At 68.8% G+C, this 17619-nt stretch carries 6 protein-coding genes; all 6 read right to left on the reverse strand.

All coding sequences use genetic code 11. The annotated features are described in order from the left end of the window. Window positions 1-48 precede the first annotated feature (48 nt). The 6 genes from ACFWPX_RS11875 to ACFWPX_RS11900 all read right to left on the reverse strand — a co-directional run bounded on the left by ACFWPX_RS11875 (window position 49) and on the right by ACFWPX_RS11900 (window position 17527). Window positions 49-834 (reverse strand): ABC transporter permease, encoded by a 786-nt coding sequence (locus ACFWPX_RS11875; RefSeq protein ID WP_378927426.1) that lies wholly within the window; start codon window positions 832-834, stop codon window positions 49-51. Then, window positions 834-1652, reverse strand: coding sequence for an ABC transporter permease (locus ACFWPX_RS11880; RefSeq protein ID WP_378912619.1), 819 nt, complete (start codon window positions 1650-1652; stop codon window positions 834-836). Before ACFWPX_RS11880 ends, ACFWPX_RS11875 begins: the two co-directional genes overlap by 1 nt. Next, a complete protein-coding gene (locus ACFWPX_RS11885; RefSeq protein WP_378927427.1) occupies window positions 1649-2659 on the reverse strand; it encodes an ATP-binding cassette domain-containing protein in 1011 nt (336 codons plus the stop codon). Before ACFWPX_RS11885 ends, ACFWPX_RS11880 begins: the two co-directional genes overlap by 4 nt. Continuing rightward, window positions 2656-16011 (reverse strand): amino acid adenylation domain-containing protein, encoded by a 13356-nt coding sequence (locus ACFWPX_RS11890; RefSeq protein ID WP_378927428.1) that lies wholly within the window; start codon window positions 16009-16011, stop codon window positions 2656-2658. Before ACFWPX_RS11890 ends, ACFWPX_RS11885 begins: the two co-directional genes overlap by 4 nt. Before the next feature lie 145 nt (window positions 16012-16156). Then, window positions 16157-16579 (reverse strand): AMP-binding protein, encoded by a 423-nt coding sequence (locus ACFWPX_RS11895; protein ID WP_378927429.1) that lies wholly within the window; start codon window positions 16577-16579, stop codon window positions 16157-16159. A 144-nt stretch (window positions 16580-16723) separates the two neighbouring features. Beyond that, the gene (locus tag ACFWPX_RS11900; protein WP_378927430.1) at window positions 16724-17527 is read right to left on the reverse strand and encodes a VOC family protein; all 804 of its coding nucleotides are present in this window, start codon (window positions 17525-17527) and stop codon (window positions 16724-16726) included. Window positions 17528-17619: the final 92 nt, after the last annotated feature.

Consider the following 17619-nt stretch of genomic DNA (forward strand, 5'->3'; position numbering starts at 1 on the left):
GCGCACGAGGGTACTGCGTGGCCGCCGGTGCGAGTGCCGCGGGCCGATCTACCGGCGGCTCGCGCGCCGGAAGCCGATGGCGGCGGGCACGGCGAACAACAGCACGGCGCCACCGGACCAGGCGAGGGTGAGCAGCAGCGGCCGGGCGATCGGACCCTGATCCGACAGGCCGCGCATGGCGTCGACGGCGACCGACATCGGCTGGTTGCGCACCACCGGCTGAATCCAGGTCGGGAAGGCCACGAGCGGCACGAATCCGGTGCTGAAGAACATCATCAGCGTGGTGAGGATCGTGATGCCCTCGACCAGCGAGGCCTTCGCGGTATAGACGGCCACGGCGGTGACGATGGTGGCGAAGGCGAGCCCGAACACCACCGGGACCAGCATGAACACCAGCGCGGCCAGTGGCCCCTGGTGGAAGCGGAAGCCGAGCAGGAAGCCGACGATCACCACCGCCACGGCGCCGAGCAGGATGCGGCAGCCCTCGGCGAGGATGCGCGAGACCAGCCCGGAGGCACGATGCACAGGCAGCACCCAGAATCGGGCAAGCAGGCCCGCGTCGCGTTCGCGGCCGAGCAGCACACCGCTCGCGATGGCACCGGACAGCGCGCCGACGAGGGCGACCATCGGGACCGAGCCGTACAGGGCATCGCCACCGGTGAACTTCTCGATCTGACCGCCCACCACGATGTCGAGCATCACCAGCAGCAGGCACGGGATGAGCAGGGTCTCGAGCAGCGTGACCGGATTGCGGGCCCAGCGCACCAGCAGCCGTTCGGTCTGGATCAGCGTGTGCCGGATCAGCGACCCCGCCGACGTCTCCAGCTCTGCCATCAGGCCCTCCTCGAACTCAGCCGGATGGCGACCGGTGCGCAGAGCGCCACGATGGCGGCGAGCCAGAGCAGCGACGGGCCCATCAGCGCCAGGCTCGCCGTTCCGGCATTGCCCAAGGTGTCACCGGCCAGCGCGCGCAGAACTATCGCGAATTGAGAAACCGGCTGATTGCGGACGAACCATTGGATCCACTGCGGGAACTGGCTCGCCGGTGCCAGACCGGTCGAGAGCATGCCGAAGATCAACGGTGGCAGCACCAGCGCCTGCGAGGTGGTTTCCGGGCTCTTGGACAGCGTGCCGATCACGTCCGCGCCGAGGGTGAACGCGAGACCGATGAGCACCGAGAACGCCAGGAAGCCGAGGGTGTGCGCGGCGTCGAGCCGGAATCGGAAGCCGATGACATAGCCCGCGGTGACCGCTGCGGCCAGGGAGACCAGCAGCCGGAACAGGTTGGCCGACATCCGCGCCGCGACCGGGACCAGCGGGCGCAGCGGCATCGCGCCGAAGCGGCGGTTGAGGCCTGCGACGGAATCGGAGGCCGAGCGGAAGGCCGCCGAGATGGCGGTGAACGCCGCGGCCTGCAGGATCACCAGCGGCATCATGTACTGGGCGTAGCTGCTGAAACCGTTGCCGGAGAACGTCATCACGGTTTTCAGCGGGATGTAGAAGCTGGCCGTGAAGGCCGCGGGTGCGAACACCGATGCCAGGAACTCGCCGGATTTGATCGAGGGCACGATCAGCCGGGTGGTCAGCACCCACCACTGCTGGAGGGTGTCGGGCACGGCACGGGCATCGGTCTGCCACGTGGTGGCAGTCATGAGGAAACCCTCGCTGCGGTCTCCGACGAGGCGAGATGGCCGGTGAGCTGTAGGAACACATCGTCGAGCGAGGGCCGCCGCAGGGCGATGTCGACGAGTTCGACCGAAGCGCTGTCGAGTCGTCGCAGGGCCTCGGCGAGCGTCTTGGCGCCGTCGGGCGCCGGGATGGTGATGCGGTCCGATTCGGGGGTCAGCGCCGCCAGGTTCTCCGCGGGCAGCAGCGAGCCGAGCGCGGTGACGATGGCGGGCAGCCCTTCGAGATCCAGGGGCACGATCTCGCAGTAGCTGCCGCCGGTGCGGTGTTTCAGCTCGTCGGCGGTGCCGGAGGCGATCACCACGCCTTGGTCGATCACGATGATCTGATCGCTGAGCGCATCGGCTTCCTCCAGATACTGGGTGGTGAGCAGGGTGGTGATACCCGCGGTCTTGAAGCTGCGCACCAGGTCCCAGACACCCTGTCGGCTGCGGGGGTCGAGGCCGGTGGTCGGCTCGTCGAGGAAGACGACATCGGGCCGGACCACCAGTCCGCAGGCGATGTCGATGCGGCGCCGCATGCCGCCCGAGTAGGTGCCGACGCGCCGGTTCGCCGCCTTTTCCAGATCGAACTCGCTGAGCAGTTCCCTGGCCCTCGCCTGTGCCGCCGACTTGCGCAGGCCCATCAGCCTGCCGAACATGACGAGGTTCTCGTAGCCGCTGAGCATGTCGTCGAGCGCGGCGTACTGCCCGGTCAGCATGATGCGTTTGCGGACCGCGGCCGGATCGGCGACGACGTCGTGTCCGGCGACCGTCGCCCGCCCGCTGTCGGGTGTGACGAGTGTGGACAGGATGTTCACCATGGTCGTCTTGCCCGCGCCGTTGGGGCCGAGGATGCCGAGCACCTCACCGGGGGCGGCCTCGAAATCGACACCGCGCAGGGCCTGGACGTCGCCGAAGGACTTCTCGATCCCTTCGACAACGACACCACCGGTGCGCGGGTTGCTCTGCACGAGAGTGTGATCGACGCTCATATCCGGTCTCCTGCTTCCAAGTGGTCGTCGAGCAGTGGCGAGATGACTGACAGTGCATGGGGATTGGTCATGTCGTCGTGGGTCACATCGACGTCGTGGTTGGTGATGTCGCCGGTGACATAGGGCCGCCAGCCGTCGGGCCCCATCCATTCGGCGGGGTCGACCGTGGCGCGGAAATAGACGACGTCACCGTCGTAGACCGGCCGCTGATATCCGGTCCGCGTGCCCGCGGAGGCGTTGTAGGAGCCTGCCATTCGCTCGATGGTCGCCGCGTCGATGAGCTCGATCCCGCCGAGCCGGGCGGTGATGAGCTCGGCGGCTTCCTCGGCGGTCGATTCGGCGGGGACGTCGTCGATGCCGAAGATGGCGCCGAAGGTATTGATGAAGGCGCCCGCCGAGAGCCGCTCGATGGTGTCACCGTCGATGTCGGCGGTGTCGGTGTCCAGGAGTGCGACGACCCCGACCCGTTCGCCCGCGGCAGCCAGTTCCACCGCCATCGCTTGGGCGATGAGGCCGCCGAAGGACCAGCCGAGCAGGTGATACGGGCCGGTCGGCTGCACCGCGCGGATCTCGCGCACGTAGCGCCGGGCGAATTCCTCGATCGAGCGTGCCGACGGTTCGCGACCGCTGAGATCGGGCGCCTGGAGTCCGTAGATCGGTCGGCCCGGTCGTAGCTGTTCGGCCAATCCCAGGTAGCTCCAGGACATTCCGGAGGAGGAGTGGACGCAGAACAGCGCGGGCCGATCCCCGCCGGGGCGGATCGGTAGCAGCACGTCGAGTCCGAGACCGGTCGGTCCTGGCTCTGCGATCGCCGCCGTGTGCGCTGCCATGGCAGCGGCTTCGTCGGCCGAAGCGGCCTGGGCTGCGGGGGTTTCGGCGAATCGAGCTGCCGCCCCGAGTGCCTCGACCCACAGAGTCGCGAGTTCGGCGACATCTTCGCGGGCCAAAAGCTCTGCCGCGTAACCGAAGTCGGCCTGTAGGCGGTTGCCGACCACCATGGCATTGATATCTATCGCCGACATGATCGGTATCTCCGGATGCTCGGCCGCCTCGAGCTCGCCGAGCGCGTCGGTGGGTAGCCAGCCGAGACCTTCGAGGCCGGTGGGTGTGTCGACGGAGGTGTGCCTGCCGAGGTAGTTCACACAGACCTGGCCGGGCAGGCGGGCCGGGAGTTGTTCGGCTGCTGCGGGATTCAGATAGCGCAGTAGCCCGAAACCGATGCCCTTGTCCGGGACCGCGGCCAGGTCGTGCTTGACCCGGCGGATGGCCGTGCCCATCGCCGGGCCGCCCGCCAGCGCGTCCTCGATATCGATGTCGGCGAGATCGAGCCGCACCGGGTACAGGTTGGTGAACCAGCCGATGGTCCGCGACAGGTCGGCGCCGGGCACGACTTCTTCCTGTCTGCCGTGGCCCTCCAGACGCAACAGCGCCGAGGGTTCGTCCACACCTCTGCGGGCCCGCCAGCGCACCAGCGCCAGCGCCAAAGTGGCGAACAGCGCGTCGGTGACGCTGCCGTGGAACAGGCGGGGCAGGGTGGTGAGCAGGGCGGTCGTGGTGTCCTGATCGACCTCGATGTCGAGGCGGCGGACCGTCCGCGCCTGATCGGTGGCCGGATCGAGGTGGCGGGTACCGAGCAGCGGGTCGGGGCCGTTCACCACCTGTTGCCAGTACGGGAGTTCGGCCAGGCGGCGCTCGGCATGTGCCTGCTCGGTCAGGGCATACGACCAGCGCCGCATCGAGGTACCGATATCGGGGAGGACCGATGTGGCGCCCGCGGATACCTGGGCCCAGGCGGCGATCAAGTCCTGCACCAGGATTCGCCACGACACGCTGTCGATCGCGAGGTGGTGTGCCACGACGATCAGACGTCCGGGCCGGGTGTGCGAACCGGCATCGCCGACCGGATCCAGCCACACGAATTGGAGGACCACGCCGTCGGCCGGGTGCAGGCGGTTCATCGCGGAGTCGAGTTCGGTCTGCGCGTATTCACGCAGCTCGACCGGGTCGGTGCCGGCGTCGAAGGCCGTGCGGTGCACGAGCGCGTCGACGTCGATCGAACCAGGGTCGGCCACGCGCAGCCGCCAGCCGTCCTCGCCCGCCCACAGGCGCGCCCGCAGCATGTCGTGTCGGTCGATCACGGAGGTGAGGGTGGCGACGAGGTGCACGCGATCGATGCCGACCGGCAGTTCCAATACCGCGGTTTGGGCGAACCGGTCGAAATCGCCGCCGCGTTCGATCATGTACCGCACGATCGGGGTGAGTGGCAGGTCACCGGTGCCGCCGCCGGGCAGTTCCTCGAGCGCCTCGACCGTCTCGGTGGCATCGACGGCCGCGCCCAGCGCCGCGATCGTGCGGTGTTCGAAGACCTGCAGTGGTGTGCACTGCACGCCGCGCAGCTTCGCCTGGGTGACGAGCTGGATGGCGAGAATGCTGTCGCCGCCCAGAGCGAAGAACGAATCGTCGATACCGACCTGGGCGCGGCCGAGCAGTTCGGCATAGACCTCGGCGAGCACCTGCTCGGTCGGCGTTTCCGGTGCGCGGTACGGGGTGTCGTCGGTGACGAACACCGGTTCCGGCAGAGCTTTCCGGTCGAGCTTGCCGACCGCGTTGATGGGAATCTCGTCCAGCACCACAAACGCGGCGGGCACCATGTAGGCGGGCAGCGTGTCGGCTGCCAGAGCCTTGACATGTGCGATGTCGAGGTCGGCGCCGGGCATGCGCACCAGGTACGCGGCCAACGCGGTGGCACCGGTCGGCCCTGGAACACCCAGTGTCACAGCGAGATCGACACCGTCGATGGCGCCGAGCACCGCATCGATCTCGCCGAGCTCGATGCGCTGACCGCGCACCTTCACCTGGAAGTCGGTGCGGCCGAGGTACTCCAGTGCCAATCCGGTGGGTGAACCGGCGGAACTATCCGAGCCGGAGGGGTTGTCGGACCCGGCGAGACTCACGGACCGAGTGGGGCCGACGGTGCGCGCGGCGCTATCGGTACGGATCCACCGCACCAGATCACCTGTGCGATAGAGGCATTCGCCGGGGTGTCCGAACGGGTTGGCGACGAACCTGGTCGCCGTCAAGCCTGCCCGGGCGTGGTACCCCCGCGCGAGGGCGGTGCCCGCGAGGTACAGCTCACCCGCGACACCGACTGGCACCGGGCACAGGCGGTCGTCGAGGACGAGGGCTGCCGCACCTCGAACTGGTGAGCCGATGGTGACCGGTTCCGCAGCCGACAGCGGCTCGGAACCCGTTGCCCAGATGGTGTATTCGGTAGGTCCGTACAGGTTGACCATCGTGCGTGCGCCTGCACCGCCGCACCAGCGCGCGACCAGGTCGGGGCCGACCGCCTCACCCGCGACCGCGAGCACACGCAGACTCGACACCTCGGCGGGATCGATGGTGGCCAGTGCCGACGGCGTGATCACCATGTGGGTAACCGACTCTGCGGCGATCAGCTCCGCGAGCGGTGCACCACCGAAGACATCCGGCGGGGAGATCACCGAGGCGCCGCCGCAGCCGAATGCCATGAGTGCCTCGAAGATCGACGCGTCGAAGCTGGGGGAGGCGACCTGGAGCACTCGGGAACGTTCGTCCAGCGCGAGGTCGGTTCGCTGGGAGGCGACCAGGTCGGCCAGGCCGCGGTGGGTGACGGTGACGCCCTTGGGGGTGCCGGTGGAGCCGGAGGTGTAGATCATCCAGGCCGGGTTCTGGACTCTGATCGGGACCGGAAGCTCCTCGGGGGTGATGTCGGCGTCGTCGGTGGCATCCAGGCGGGCGGCGAAGTCGGCGTCGTCGAGGATCAACCAGTGGGTGGTATCGGAGAGCTGCGGCCGATACTCGGCGAGCGTGATCCCGACCTGTGCGCCGGAGTCGGTGAGCATGTGGTCGATGCGGTCCGCCGGATGCTTCGGGTCGACCGACAGGAACGCCGCGCCGACTTTCGCCGCCGCCCAGAGACCCGTGTGCAGTTCGGCGCAGCGTGGGAGACCAAGCGCGACAACAGTTTCTGTGTGGGCTCCCGCCTCGATCAGCGCTCTGGCCAGCTGATTCGACCGTGCGTTCAGAGTGCGGTAGCTGGTCGTGTCGGGCGTCGTGGCGGTGACAGGCATGGGCTGGGTCTCGGAGGCTGTCGTGGTTTCGGAGACCAGAGCGGGCCGGTCGGGGAAGGTCGCGGCGGTGGTGGCGAGCAGGTCGGCCAATGTGGTCGTTCCGGCGGTGGCGGGGCCGCGCACCGGAATCAGCTCCGCGCGTTCGGATTCGGCGAGGATGTCGATGTCGGTGAGGCGGATGTCGATGTCGGTGAGGACGGTGGCGAGCACCTGGCGCCATCGGGTCGCGAAGGTGGTGACCGTGCTCGCGTCGAACAGGTCCGTCGCGTAGGTCAGGACGCCTTCGATCCCTTCGGGTCCTGTTTCGCCGAACCGTTCGCGCAGATCGAGGGTGAGGTCGAAGGCCGAGGAGCGGCGGTCGAAGTCCTCGACTTCGAAGCGGAGTCCGGGCAGTTCGAGCACCGGCTCGATGAAGTTCTGCAGCGACAGCGACACCTGGAACAGCGGGTGGTGGGCGGTCGATCGGGTGGGGTCGAGTGCTCCGACGAGCTGTTCGAACGGCACGTCGGCGTGGGCGAAGGCGTCGAGGTCGGTGGTGCGGACGGTGGCGAGCAGCTGCCGGAAGCCGGTGCCGGGGTCGACCGGTGTGCGCAGGGCGAGGGTGTTGACGAACATGCCGACGAGGTCGTCAAGAGCGGCTTCGCCGCGACCCGCGATCGGGGTACCGATGACGACATCGCCGGTGCCGCCGAGCCGGGCCAGCAGAACCGCGAGGGCGGCGTGGACCACCATGAAGACGCTGACATTGTTCGCGGCGGCGAAGTCGATCAGCGCGCGGTGCGTCTGTTCGTCGATGCTGAATTCGACGTCGTCGCTGCGCATCGTCTGGACCGCGGGGCGGGGGCGATCGGTGGGCAGTTCCAGCACATCAGGTGCGCCGGCGAGGGTCTCGCGCCAGTATTCGATCTGCTGTGCCGCAACGGATTCCGCATCCGATCCGCTGCCGAGCAGCTCGCGATGCCACTGTGCGAAGTCGGCGTACTGCACGGCGAGCGGAGGTCGCGTGGGGGCCGCGCCCGACACCCGGGCCGAGTAGGCGGCCACCAGGTCGGCGGCCAAGGGCGCCATCGACGCGCCGTCGGCGCTGATGTGGTGCACCACGAGGACGACAACATGCACCGGGGCAGCGTCTTCGGTACCCACATCGAGACGGAACAGACCCACTCGTAGCGGGGCCTCGCGGGTGAGGTCGAATCCGGATCCCGCCAGCTCGTTGATCCGATCCCGCAGTGGCGCACCGTCTTCGGTGTCGATCAGTGGCATCGCGGGGGTGGCGGTGTCGATGCCGACGATGACCTGGCGTGGGCCTTCGGCATCGGCGGGGTAGCGCGTGCGCAGGCTTTCCTGGCGTTCGACCACGTCGGCGAGCGCTCGGCGCATGGCCGCCACATCCAGGGTTCCGGTGAGGCGAAGGGCGATCGCGATGTTGTAGGCCGACGACTCCGGGTCGAGCTGGTTGAGTACCCACATGCGCTGCTGGGCGGGGGACAGCGGGATGCGGTCGGGGCGCAGGCGCGGGGCCAGTGCCGGTCGGCCCGCGGTGCCTTCGGCGGCGGGGACGACTCGTGACGCCAGCTGGGCGACGCTCGGTGCGTCGAACAGATCACGCAGGGCGATGGTGGAGCCGAGCGCCGAATTGACCCGGGCGACAACCTTTGTCGCGCTCAGCGAGTTGCCGCCGAGCTCGAAGAAGGACTGGTCGACGCTCACCCGTTCGCTGCCGAGTACGTCGGCGAACACCTCGGCGACGGCCTGTTCGATCGGCGTGCGCGGCGCGAGATAGGACTGCTGAGTCGCCGTGAAGTCCGGTATCGGAAGGGCTTTACGGTCCAGCTTGCCGACGGGAGTGAGCGGGATATCTTCCAGGACAACCACATAGGCGGGCACCATGTATCCGGGCAGCTCCGCCGCGACCTGCGCGCGCAGTGTTTCGGTGTCGAGTTCGATGCCCGGCACGGGAAGTACATAGGACACGAGCACGGTGGCGCCCGCCGGTCCTTCGCGCCCGATCGTCACCGCGTAGTCGACCTCCTCGGCACGCGAGAGCACCGCGTCGATCTCGCCGAGCTCGATCCGCAGGCCCCGGATCTTGACCTGGAAGTCGCTGCGGCCCAGATATTCCAGCGTGAGCGCGGCGTTCCCGCCCGCGACCCAGCGCACCATGTCTCCGGTCCGGTACATGCGTTCCCCGGCGATGCCGAAGGGGTTGGCGACGAACCGGCTCGCGGTCATCTCGAACCGGTTGAAGTAGCCACGCGCCAGCGCGGGCCCGGCCAGATACAGCTCGCCGGCGATGCCGACCGGCACCGGCCGCAACCAGCTGTCCAGCACCACCAGCGCCGCACCGCGAATCGGTCCGCCGATGGTCACCGGCTCGCCCGCGACCAGCTCGGCCGGTCCGGTAGCCCAGATGCTGAACTCGGTAGGGCCGTACAGGTTCACCATCCGCCTGCCCGCGGCCCACTTCTCGATGAGCTCGGGCGTGGCCGCCTCACCGGCCACCGAGAGCACCCGCAGATCGGTGAGGTCGGTGGGCTCCATCGTCGCCAGCGCCGACGGGGTGATCACCGCGTGGGTGACCCGCTCGGTGCGCAGCAGCGTCTCGAGTTCGGTGCCGCCGTACACCTCCGGCGGTGACACGACCAGCCGTCCACCTGCCGCGTGCGCGGTCAGCATTTCGAAGACGGAGGCGTCGAAGCTGGGGGAGGCGACCTGGAGTGCGCTGGCGGACGGATCGAGCGCCAGGGTTTCACGTTGGGCGGCAACGAGATTCGCGATGCCACGGTGGCTGAGCAGCACCGCTTTGGGCTTGCCGGTGGAACCGGAGGTGTAGATCAGGTAGGCGGTGTGGTCGATATCGACGGGGCCGCCGCGTTCGGCGTCGGTGATCGGCGCATCGGAGACCAGCATGGCGCGGCGCATGGTGTTCAGATCGTCGAGCAGCAGCCAGTCGATGGACCCGGGCAGGTCTTCGCCGGTGGCCGTCACAGTGACGCCGATCGGGGCCTTCGAATCGGTGAGCATGTGCTCGATCCGCTCCACCGGATAGCTCGGATCCAGCGGGACGAACGCCGCACCGGTCTTGGCCAGCGCCCAGACGGCGACCACGGATTCCAGCGACCGGGTCAGCGCGAGCACGACGAATATCTCGGGGCCGATCCCGCGACCGAGCAGGACCCGGGCGAATCGATTGGACCAGGCGTCGAGTTCGCCGTAACTCATCCGCAGCTCGCCCGCGCTGACCGCGATCGCGTCGGGATCGATCCGCGCACCCGCCGTCAGGATGTCGGCGAGCGTACGCATCGGCAAGGTCGGCGGGCCGTGAACCGGTGCGAGCGAGGCCAATTCGGTGTCGCTGCACGGCCGCAGCTGGGACACCACGGCATGCGGGTTCTCGGCGAGCTGGGCGAGGAGGCGGATGAACCGGTCCAGGAGTGATTGCGCCGCAGTGCGTTCCAGCTGATCGGCCATGAATTTCAGGGTGATGCGCAGGGCGTCGCCCGCACCGGCCTCGCCGCGCAGCGGAATCACCATGAGGTTCAACGGGTATGGCGTCGCGTCGGTGCCCTCGACGTCGAGCACCCGCATGCCCGCGATATCAAGGGCTTGGGACAGTGCCTCGCGATCGATGGGGTAGGACTCGAAAACGGTGAGGGTGTCGAACAATTCGGCCAGGCCGACGGTTCGGTGGATGGCGGCCAGGCCGACGTGCTGATGGTCCATGAGCCGGGCCTGCTCGGCTTGCACGCGGGCCAGCAGGTCGGAAACCTTCTCCGACGGATTCAGCGTCACCCGGACCGGAACGGTGTTGATGAACAGCCCGACCATCTCCTCGACACCGGGCAGCTCCGGCGGCCGACCGGACACCGTGGCGCCGAACACCACATCGGTGCGGCCGGTGAGCATGGCCAGCAGCATCGACCAGCCCGCCTGGACCAGGGTGTTCACGGTCGCCCCCGCCTCCCGGGCGGCCGACTCGAGGACCGCGACCGCGGTGGCGGACAGATCCTGCGAGAGCATCGCGGTCTCGGTCGACTCGATCCCGGCGAGCGTGGGGACGGCGCGGGTCGGGGTGTCGATTCCGGCCAGCGCCTGCTTCCACGCGGCCAGCGAGGCTTGGGAGTCCTGAACTTCGAGCCAGGACAGGAATTCGCGGTAGGACCGGGCGGGCGGCAACATCGATGCGTCGCCCGCGGTGACGTACAGCGTGAGCAGTTCCCGCACCAGCAGCGGCGTCGACCAACCGTCCAGCACCAGATGGTGATTGGTCATCACGAGCCGGAAGGTCTCCGGTGCGGTCCTGATCAGGGTGAAGCGCAGTAGCGGGGGACGGGTGAGGTCGAAGCGGGTCAGCGCGTCGAGTTCGATCGTCCGGTCGAGTTCGCGTGCGCGCTGCGCGTCGTCGGTGATATCGGTGAGATCCAGCTCCCGCCAATGGATCTCGGCGGCGGACAGGACCAGTTGACGGGGGCCGTCGTCGGTTTCGACGAAGGCAACGCGCAGGTTCTCGTGCCGATCGATCAGCGCCTGTGCCGCGCCGCGCAGCCGGGTGGCGTCGACGGTGCCTGCCAGGGTGAGCAGCGATTGGACGGTGTAACCATCGGCGGTATCGGAGTCGTAGAGCGAGTGGAACAGCAGGCCGTACTGCAGCGGCGAGAGCGGCCAGACATCGGTGAGCTTCGGATAGGCGTGCTCCCAGCGCTCGATCTGGGATTGATCGACCGTGACGAGCTCGAAGTCGGAGGGGGTGCGGCCACCCGCGTCACCGGAGCCGGCATGGGTGACGAGCGCGCGCAGGGCCTGCGACCACAGGTCGGCCAGCTCGCGCACGTCGGCCTCGTCGAGCAGCCTGCCCGCGTAGGCCCAGGTGACTTCCAGTCCGGCCTCGGTCAGCACCGCGTTGATGTCGACGACGGCGGCCAGCGGAGCGCGGTCGTCGTTGGTCGCGGCGAAGCGCCGCGGTACCCAGGGATCGTCGCCGGTCACCGCCCTGCCGAGATAGTTGAAGCTCAGCTGGGGAGTCGGCGCGTTCGCCAGCGCCGCGGCGGTCTCGTCGTTCAGATAGCGCAACAGCCCGAAGCCGACACCGCGATCGGGGACCGCCCGCAGCTGCTCCTTGGTCACCTTGATCGCCGAACCCGCCGCAGGGCCGCCGGTGAACGCGTCGGCGAGATCGATCTCCGCCAGGTCGAGCGCCACCGGGTACACACTGGTGAACCAGCCGACGGTGCGCGCGATATCGGCACCGGGCAGCAGGGACTCACTGCGGCCGTGGCCTTCCAGCGTCAACAAGGCGCCGGTGCGGTCGCGCCACCGGCACACCGCCATAGCGAGTGCCGTGAGCAGCACATCGTCCGCGCCGCAATGGAATTGCTCGGGCACGGTGTGCAAGACGGTGTGTGCGATGTCCGCGGGCACCGTTGTCTGCCACTGCGCCATGGTGGCGACCACGTCGAGGGTCGGATCGAAGGTAGCCGAGGAGTCGGTCGTGGCCCTGTCGAGGTCCTGACCGCTGGCCCGGGTGAACGAGGGGTCGGGTGTGGCGAGGATTCGCTGCCAGATCGGCAGTTCGTCGATGCGGGTCGCGGCGTTGTCTGCTTGGCCGTGCGCCCAGCGGCGGAAGGACGTGCCGACCGGATCGAGCGCGCCACCGTAGGCCGCAGTGGCGAAGTCCGGCAGCAGGATTCGCCACGAGACACCATCGGTGACCAGGTGGTGCAGAACCAGCCAGCACAGCGGGGCGGCATCGGCGCGTTCGATCACGACGAACCGGGCAACGGCGCCCGTGGTGGGATCGAGCAGATCCGCGGCATCCTGCAAGGCGCGTTCGACCGCGTCTGCGGTGTCGGCGCTGACCACATCGATCAGGGTCTCGGCGTCGACCGAACCGCGTTCGGCGACAAGCCATTCCCAGCCGTCCGGGGTTCGGCGCAGCGAAGAGCGGAGCAGATCGTGATGGTCGAGCAGGACCTGTAGCGCGGCTGCGATCCTCGGGCGGTCGATGTCGGCGGGCAGCCCGATCAGGACGGCCTGCCCGTAGCGGCCCCAGGTGTCGCCGTGCTCGACCATCGCGTGCACGATCGGAGTGAGTGCCACCTCGCCGACACCGCCACCGGGCAGCTCCTCCACCACGTGGACCTCGGTCTCGTCGGCGACCGCGGCCAGCGCGGCGACCGTCTTGCGTTCGAAGACATCGCGGGCGCTGAACGAGATACCGGCGGCCTTCGCGCGCGAGACCAGCTGGATGGAAACGATGCTGTCGCCACCGAGGGCGAAGAAGCTCTCGTCGACTCCGACGGCGTCGAGTCCGAGGACCTCGGCGAAGAGGGTTGCCAGGGCCTGCTCACGCGGTGTCGACGGCGTCCGGCTGGTGACGGTGCGGGCGCTGAAATCTGGTGCGGGCAAGGCTTTTCGATCCACCTTGCCGAGCGGGGTGAGCGGAACTTCGTCAAGAACCATCAGCACGGCAGGCACCATGTAGGCCGGAAGTCGTTCGCCGACCGCGGCTTTGACGGCCTCGGGATGGACCTCGGTACCCGGCTCGGTCGTGACATAGGAGACGAGCGCGGTCGCGCCGGTGGCGGTCTCGACGCCGAGGGTGATCGCGAAATCGATCTCGGGAAGCTGCTGCAGGGCGGCATCGATCTCGCCCAGCTCGATCCGGTAGCCGCGCACCTTCACCTGGAAATCGCTGCGGCCCTGGTAATCCAGGGTGAGCGTGCCGTCGCCGTCGGTCCATCGCACCAGGTCGCCGGTGCGATACATCCGCTCGCCCGGTGCGTGCGGATTCGCGACGAACCTGCTCGCGGTCAAGCCGCTGCGCCGATGATAGCCACGCGCCACGCCGGGGCCCGCGAGGTACAGCTCGCCCACGGTGCCCGCCGGGACCGGTCGCAGCCACGGGTCGAGCACCAGGCCGGACACGCCACGGACCAGGCTGCCGATGGTGACCGGGGCGCCGGGGACCAGCGGTTCGCTCAGGGTCGTGGTGATGGTGGTTTCGGTGGGTCCATAGCCGTTGATCAGGGCGCGCCCGGCCCACTTCGACACCAGCTCCGGCGGGCACGCGTCACCACCGACCACGATCGTGCGCAGGTCGGGCAGGGTCGCGGGGTCGAGGGAACCGACGACGGCCGGGGTGACATTGAGATGGGTGACGCGATGCGTGCGCAGCACCCGCGCCATCTCCTCGCCCGCGTAGGCCGACGGCGGGACCACCGCGACGGCCGCGCCTGCGGACAGGGTCACCAGAATCTCCTCGACGGAGATATCGAAGCTCGGCGAAACAGCGTGGGCGACAACAGATTCGGAGTCGACGCCGAATCCGGCACCCGAACTCGCGACGAGATTCGCCAGGCCCCGGTGTGAGACCAGGACGCCCTTGGGTAGTCCGGTCGACCCGGAGGTGTAGATGATGTAGGCGACCTGATCGGGCTCGATCGCGGCGGTTCGCTCGGCATCGGTGATCGGGGCGGCGTCCTGTGCGGCGAGGTGCGCGACGGTGGTTTCGTCGTCGAGTGCGAGCCAATCGACCTTGTCGGGCAGGGACTTACGGACCTCGGTGACGGTCACGCCGGTGACGACGCCACTGTCGTCGATCATGTGCTCGATCCGGTCATCGGGATAGGTCGGATCGATCGGGACGAACGGCGCGCCCGTCTTGGCCACCGCGATGGTCGCGAGCACCGACTCCGCGGAGCGCGGAATAGACAGTGCGACACCGTGTTCAGGGCCCGCACCGGCGGTGATCAGCAGGCGGGCCAGCCGATTGGTGTAGTCGTCGACCTCGCGGTAGCTCAGCGTGTCGCCGGTGCCCCAGCGCAGGGCAATCGCGTCCGGGTCGATCGCGGCGCCCGCGGCGAGGATCTCGGGCAGGGTCTTCGTCTCCACCCCGGCCGGACCTCGCGCGGGCACCGAGGCGGCCTGTTCGGCGACCGAGAGCACGGGCACCGTCGACAGCGGAGCATCGGGCCCGGCGACGAGGAACCGGTGCAGGAACATCAGGAAGCGATCGTGGTGGGCCGCCAGATCGGCGTCGCTGTAGAGGTTTCCGTTGCCCTGGAGATCGATGTGGGTGCTCTCGCCGCCCACACCCGGGTACACGTTGACGAACAGATCGTCGATCAGGCCAGAGGTGAGCACATTGAGCCGCCCGACGACCGGGCCGAGGGCGATCCTGGTGTCCACCATCATCAGATTCACGGCAGGACCGAACGACGCCGCCTCGTCCATCGCCCAGCCGAGATCGCGGACGATGTCCTCCTGGCGATAGCGCTGACGTCGCAACGCGCCGGTCAGCTCGGCCTGGACCGCGAGGATCACCGCGCCGACGGTCGTCGTGGGATCGAGGGTCACCCGCAGCGGCACGACATTGGCGAGCATGCCGCCCGAACGGCGCAGTGTCGCCGAGGTCCGCGCGGACACCGGCAGGCTCAAGACCACTTCCGGCGCACCGGTCATCGCGGCGAGATAGGCGCCGAACGCGGCGACCACCGTGGGCGCGACCCCCGAGTTCACCGCCGCGGCAACGGAATCCAACAGCACGGTCGTCGCCGCGGGCAGTGCGCCGGAGACCCGGTTGGGGTGGCCGTCGACCTCGGCGGCACGGCCTGCGAGGGTCACCGGATCGGCCAGGTCGGCCAGATGATCGCGCCAGTACTCGCGGTCGGCCGCGAACCGGTCGGAGGTCCGGTAGGCCAGATCGGCGTCGACGATCTTCTGCAACGGCTCGGCCTTGGTCGGCGGCGGCTCGCGGCCGTCGAAGGCGGCGTTGTAGAGCTCGCCGGTGCGCTGGACCAGGGCGAGCGCGCCCATCCCGTCCAGCACGATGTGGTGCATGCGCGAATACCAGAACCAGCGGTCCTCGGCGACCCGCAGCATGGCCAGGCAGACCAATCGGTCGCGCATCACATCCAGTGGTGCGGTGTACTCGGCCCGCATCCAGGCGTGCGCGGCCGCTTCCGGGTCGGGGCGGTCCCGGAGATCCACCTGGGCGATGTCGTCGTCGAGGGTCAGGTCCACGATCTGCTGCGGCTGGCCGTCGACCTCGACCAGCCGCAGGTAGCCGGTGCCGAACTCGCGGCCGGTCCGCCGGACCGCCTCCGTGAGCAGCATGTGGTCGATCGCGCCGGACAGTTCGACGTACTGAGCGATGGAGATGGGGGTATCGCCCGCGATGTGCTGGGCGAACCAGATGCCGCGCTGGGCGGCGGACAAGGGAAAAGGGCCGTCTGGTGCGATCATGAGCGAACCTGCGTTCTCATGTCTCGAGCTGGGCGTTCACGAAGGTGTCCCCGACCGTCGGGCAGCTACCTGGTTGGTAGTACTCGCCGTTGCGTACTGCGCTCTCTGTTCATTCTGGACCAGCGCGGACCGCATCGGAAAGGGTTCAGGAGACTGCCCGCAGTTCGGCGGCCACCAGCGGCGCGTCGGAACTGACCAGATAGCGCTGCAGGGTCGACCGGTCGTCGAGCACCAGCCAGTCGGCGCCGTCGGTGAGCTGCGCCCTGCGCGCCTTCGTGGTGATCCCGAATCCGGCGCCGGGGGCGGTGGACGCGCCATCGGTCAGCGACACCGGGATCGCACCGATCTTGCGCACCGCCGCCTCGGCGACGACCGCCTCGATCCGGGGATCCACGGCGAGAGCGATCCGCTCGCCCGCCTCGGCGCCACGGGCGAGCAGCAGCCGGGCCAGGCGGTTCGCCCAACGGTCCAGGTCGGCGTCGGCGAGCTGACCGGCGGCGATCGGCGCGCCGGACGGGCGGCGCAGCTGGATGACGTTGTCGGCGGGTGCGGTGACCACGGTGCTCATCGGGTTCCCCTCGAAGGCTTGTCGGCGGGTGTTTTTGCTACACCTCCAATCTCGCCGTCAGGAGGGGAATCCGACAGCAACCCCAGCGTTGATGCGCCGACTCCAAGGGGGATCGAATACCACCCCTAGGTGGGAGAACCTCGATCAGCGGGCGTTTCCGCCGATGCTGAAATGCGCGCCGGTCGGGTCGATCAGCCCGGCGAGGCGGCCGTAGGGGGTGTCCATGGGTTCGAAGGCGATGGTGCCGCCGAGGGCAACCGCTTGTTCGGCGGACTTGTCGACATCGTCGGCGCCGAAATAGACCGTCCACGAGCCGGGGACGCCCTCGGCGAGATGGCCCGCCGCGTCCATGATGCCACCGCCCATGGGTGGTACGGCGTGGATGGTGGTGTAGCGGAAATCCTCGGTGTCGGCGATCGTCAGGGTGTCGCGCCAGCCGAAGACCTCGCGGTAGAAGACCAGGGACTCGTCGTAGGCGCGGGTCATCAGCTCGAACCAGGACGGGACGCCGACGTGGTCGCTCCAGGTGCCGTCGGCGACGATGCCGACCGCCTCGAAGCCGGCGAAGGTGTCGGCCTGCCAGACACCGACCCCGATTCCGCCCACATCGGCGAGCACCGCCATCGCGCCGAGATCGCCGACCGCCATCGGCTCGACGATCACATTGCCGCCCGCCCGGCTCGCCTCGGCCGTCGTCGCGAGGGCATCGGGGGAGTTCAGGTACACGGTCCAGCGGTCGGGATACGGGTCGCCGGGATCGTCGTGACGGCCCATCGCGCCCGCCACCGCCCGACCGTCCTTGCGCAAGGTGGTGTAGCCGCCGAATTCCTCGCCGCCGCGTTCGGCGGTCCAGCCGAACAGCTCGCTGTAGAAGGCGATCGCGCGGTCGAGATCGGTGGTGTAGAGATCTACCCAGGTGGGATCGCCGGGCTTCGGGTGCAACGACATGACTTCTCCTCGGCTGAAGGGGTAGCGCGACAGAGACGCTGACACGTTCGTGTGTCGGCATCGATCATGACGCGCCGACCGCCGAAAAGTCA

This window comes from Nocardia sp. NPDC058518, assembly GCF_042719655.1.
Taxonomy (GTDB): domain Bacteria; phylum Actinomycetota; class Actinomycetes; order Mycobacteriales; family Mycobacteriaceae; genus Nocardia.

What these genes read in the sequence shown, in the direction of transcription:
- ACFWPX_RS11875 (WP_378927426.1), bottom strand. Translation starts at nt 834, where the DNA reads ATGGCAGAGCTGGAGACGTCGGCGGGGTCGCTGATCCGGCACACGCTG.
- ACFWPX_RS11895 (WP_378927429.1), bottom strand. Translation starts at nt 16,579, where the DNA reads ATGAGCACCGTGGTCACCGCACCCGCCGACAACGTCATCCAGCTGCGC.
- ACFWPX_RS11880 (WP_378912619.1), bottom strand. Translation starts at nt 1,652, where the DNA reads ATGACTGCCACCACGTGGCAGACCGATGCCCGTGCCGTGCCCGACACC.
- ACFWPX_RS11900 (WP_378927430.1), bottom strand. Translation starts at nt 17,527, where the DNA reads ATGTCGTTGCACCCGAAGCCCGGCGATCCCACCTGGGTAGATCTCTAC.
- ACFWPX_RS11890 (WP_378927428.1), bottom strand. Translation starts at nt 16,011, where the DNA reads ATGATCGCACCAGACGGCCCTTTTCCCTTGTCCGCCGCCCAGCGCGGC.
- ACFWPX_RS11885 (WP_378927427.1), bottom strand. Translation starts at nt 2,659, where the DNA reads ATGAGCGTCGATCACACTCTCGTGCAGAGCAACCCGCGCACCGGTGGT.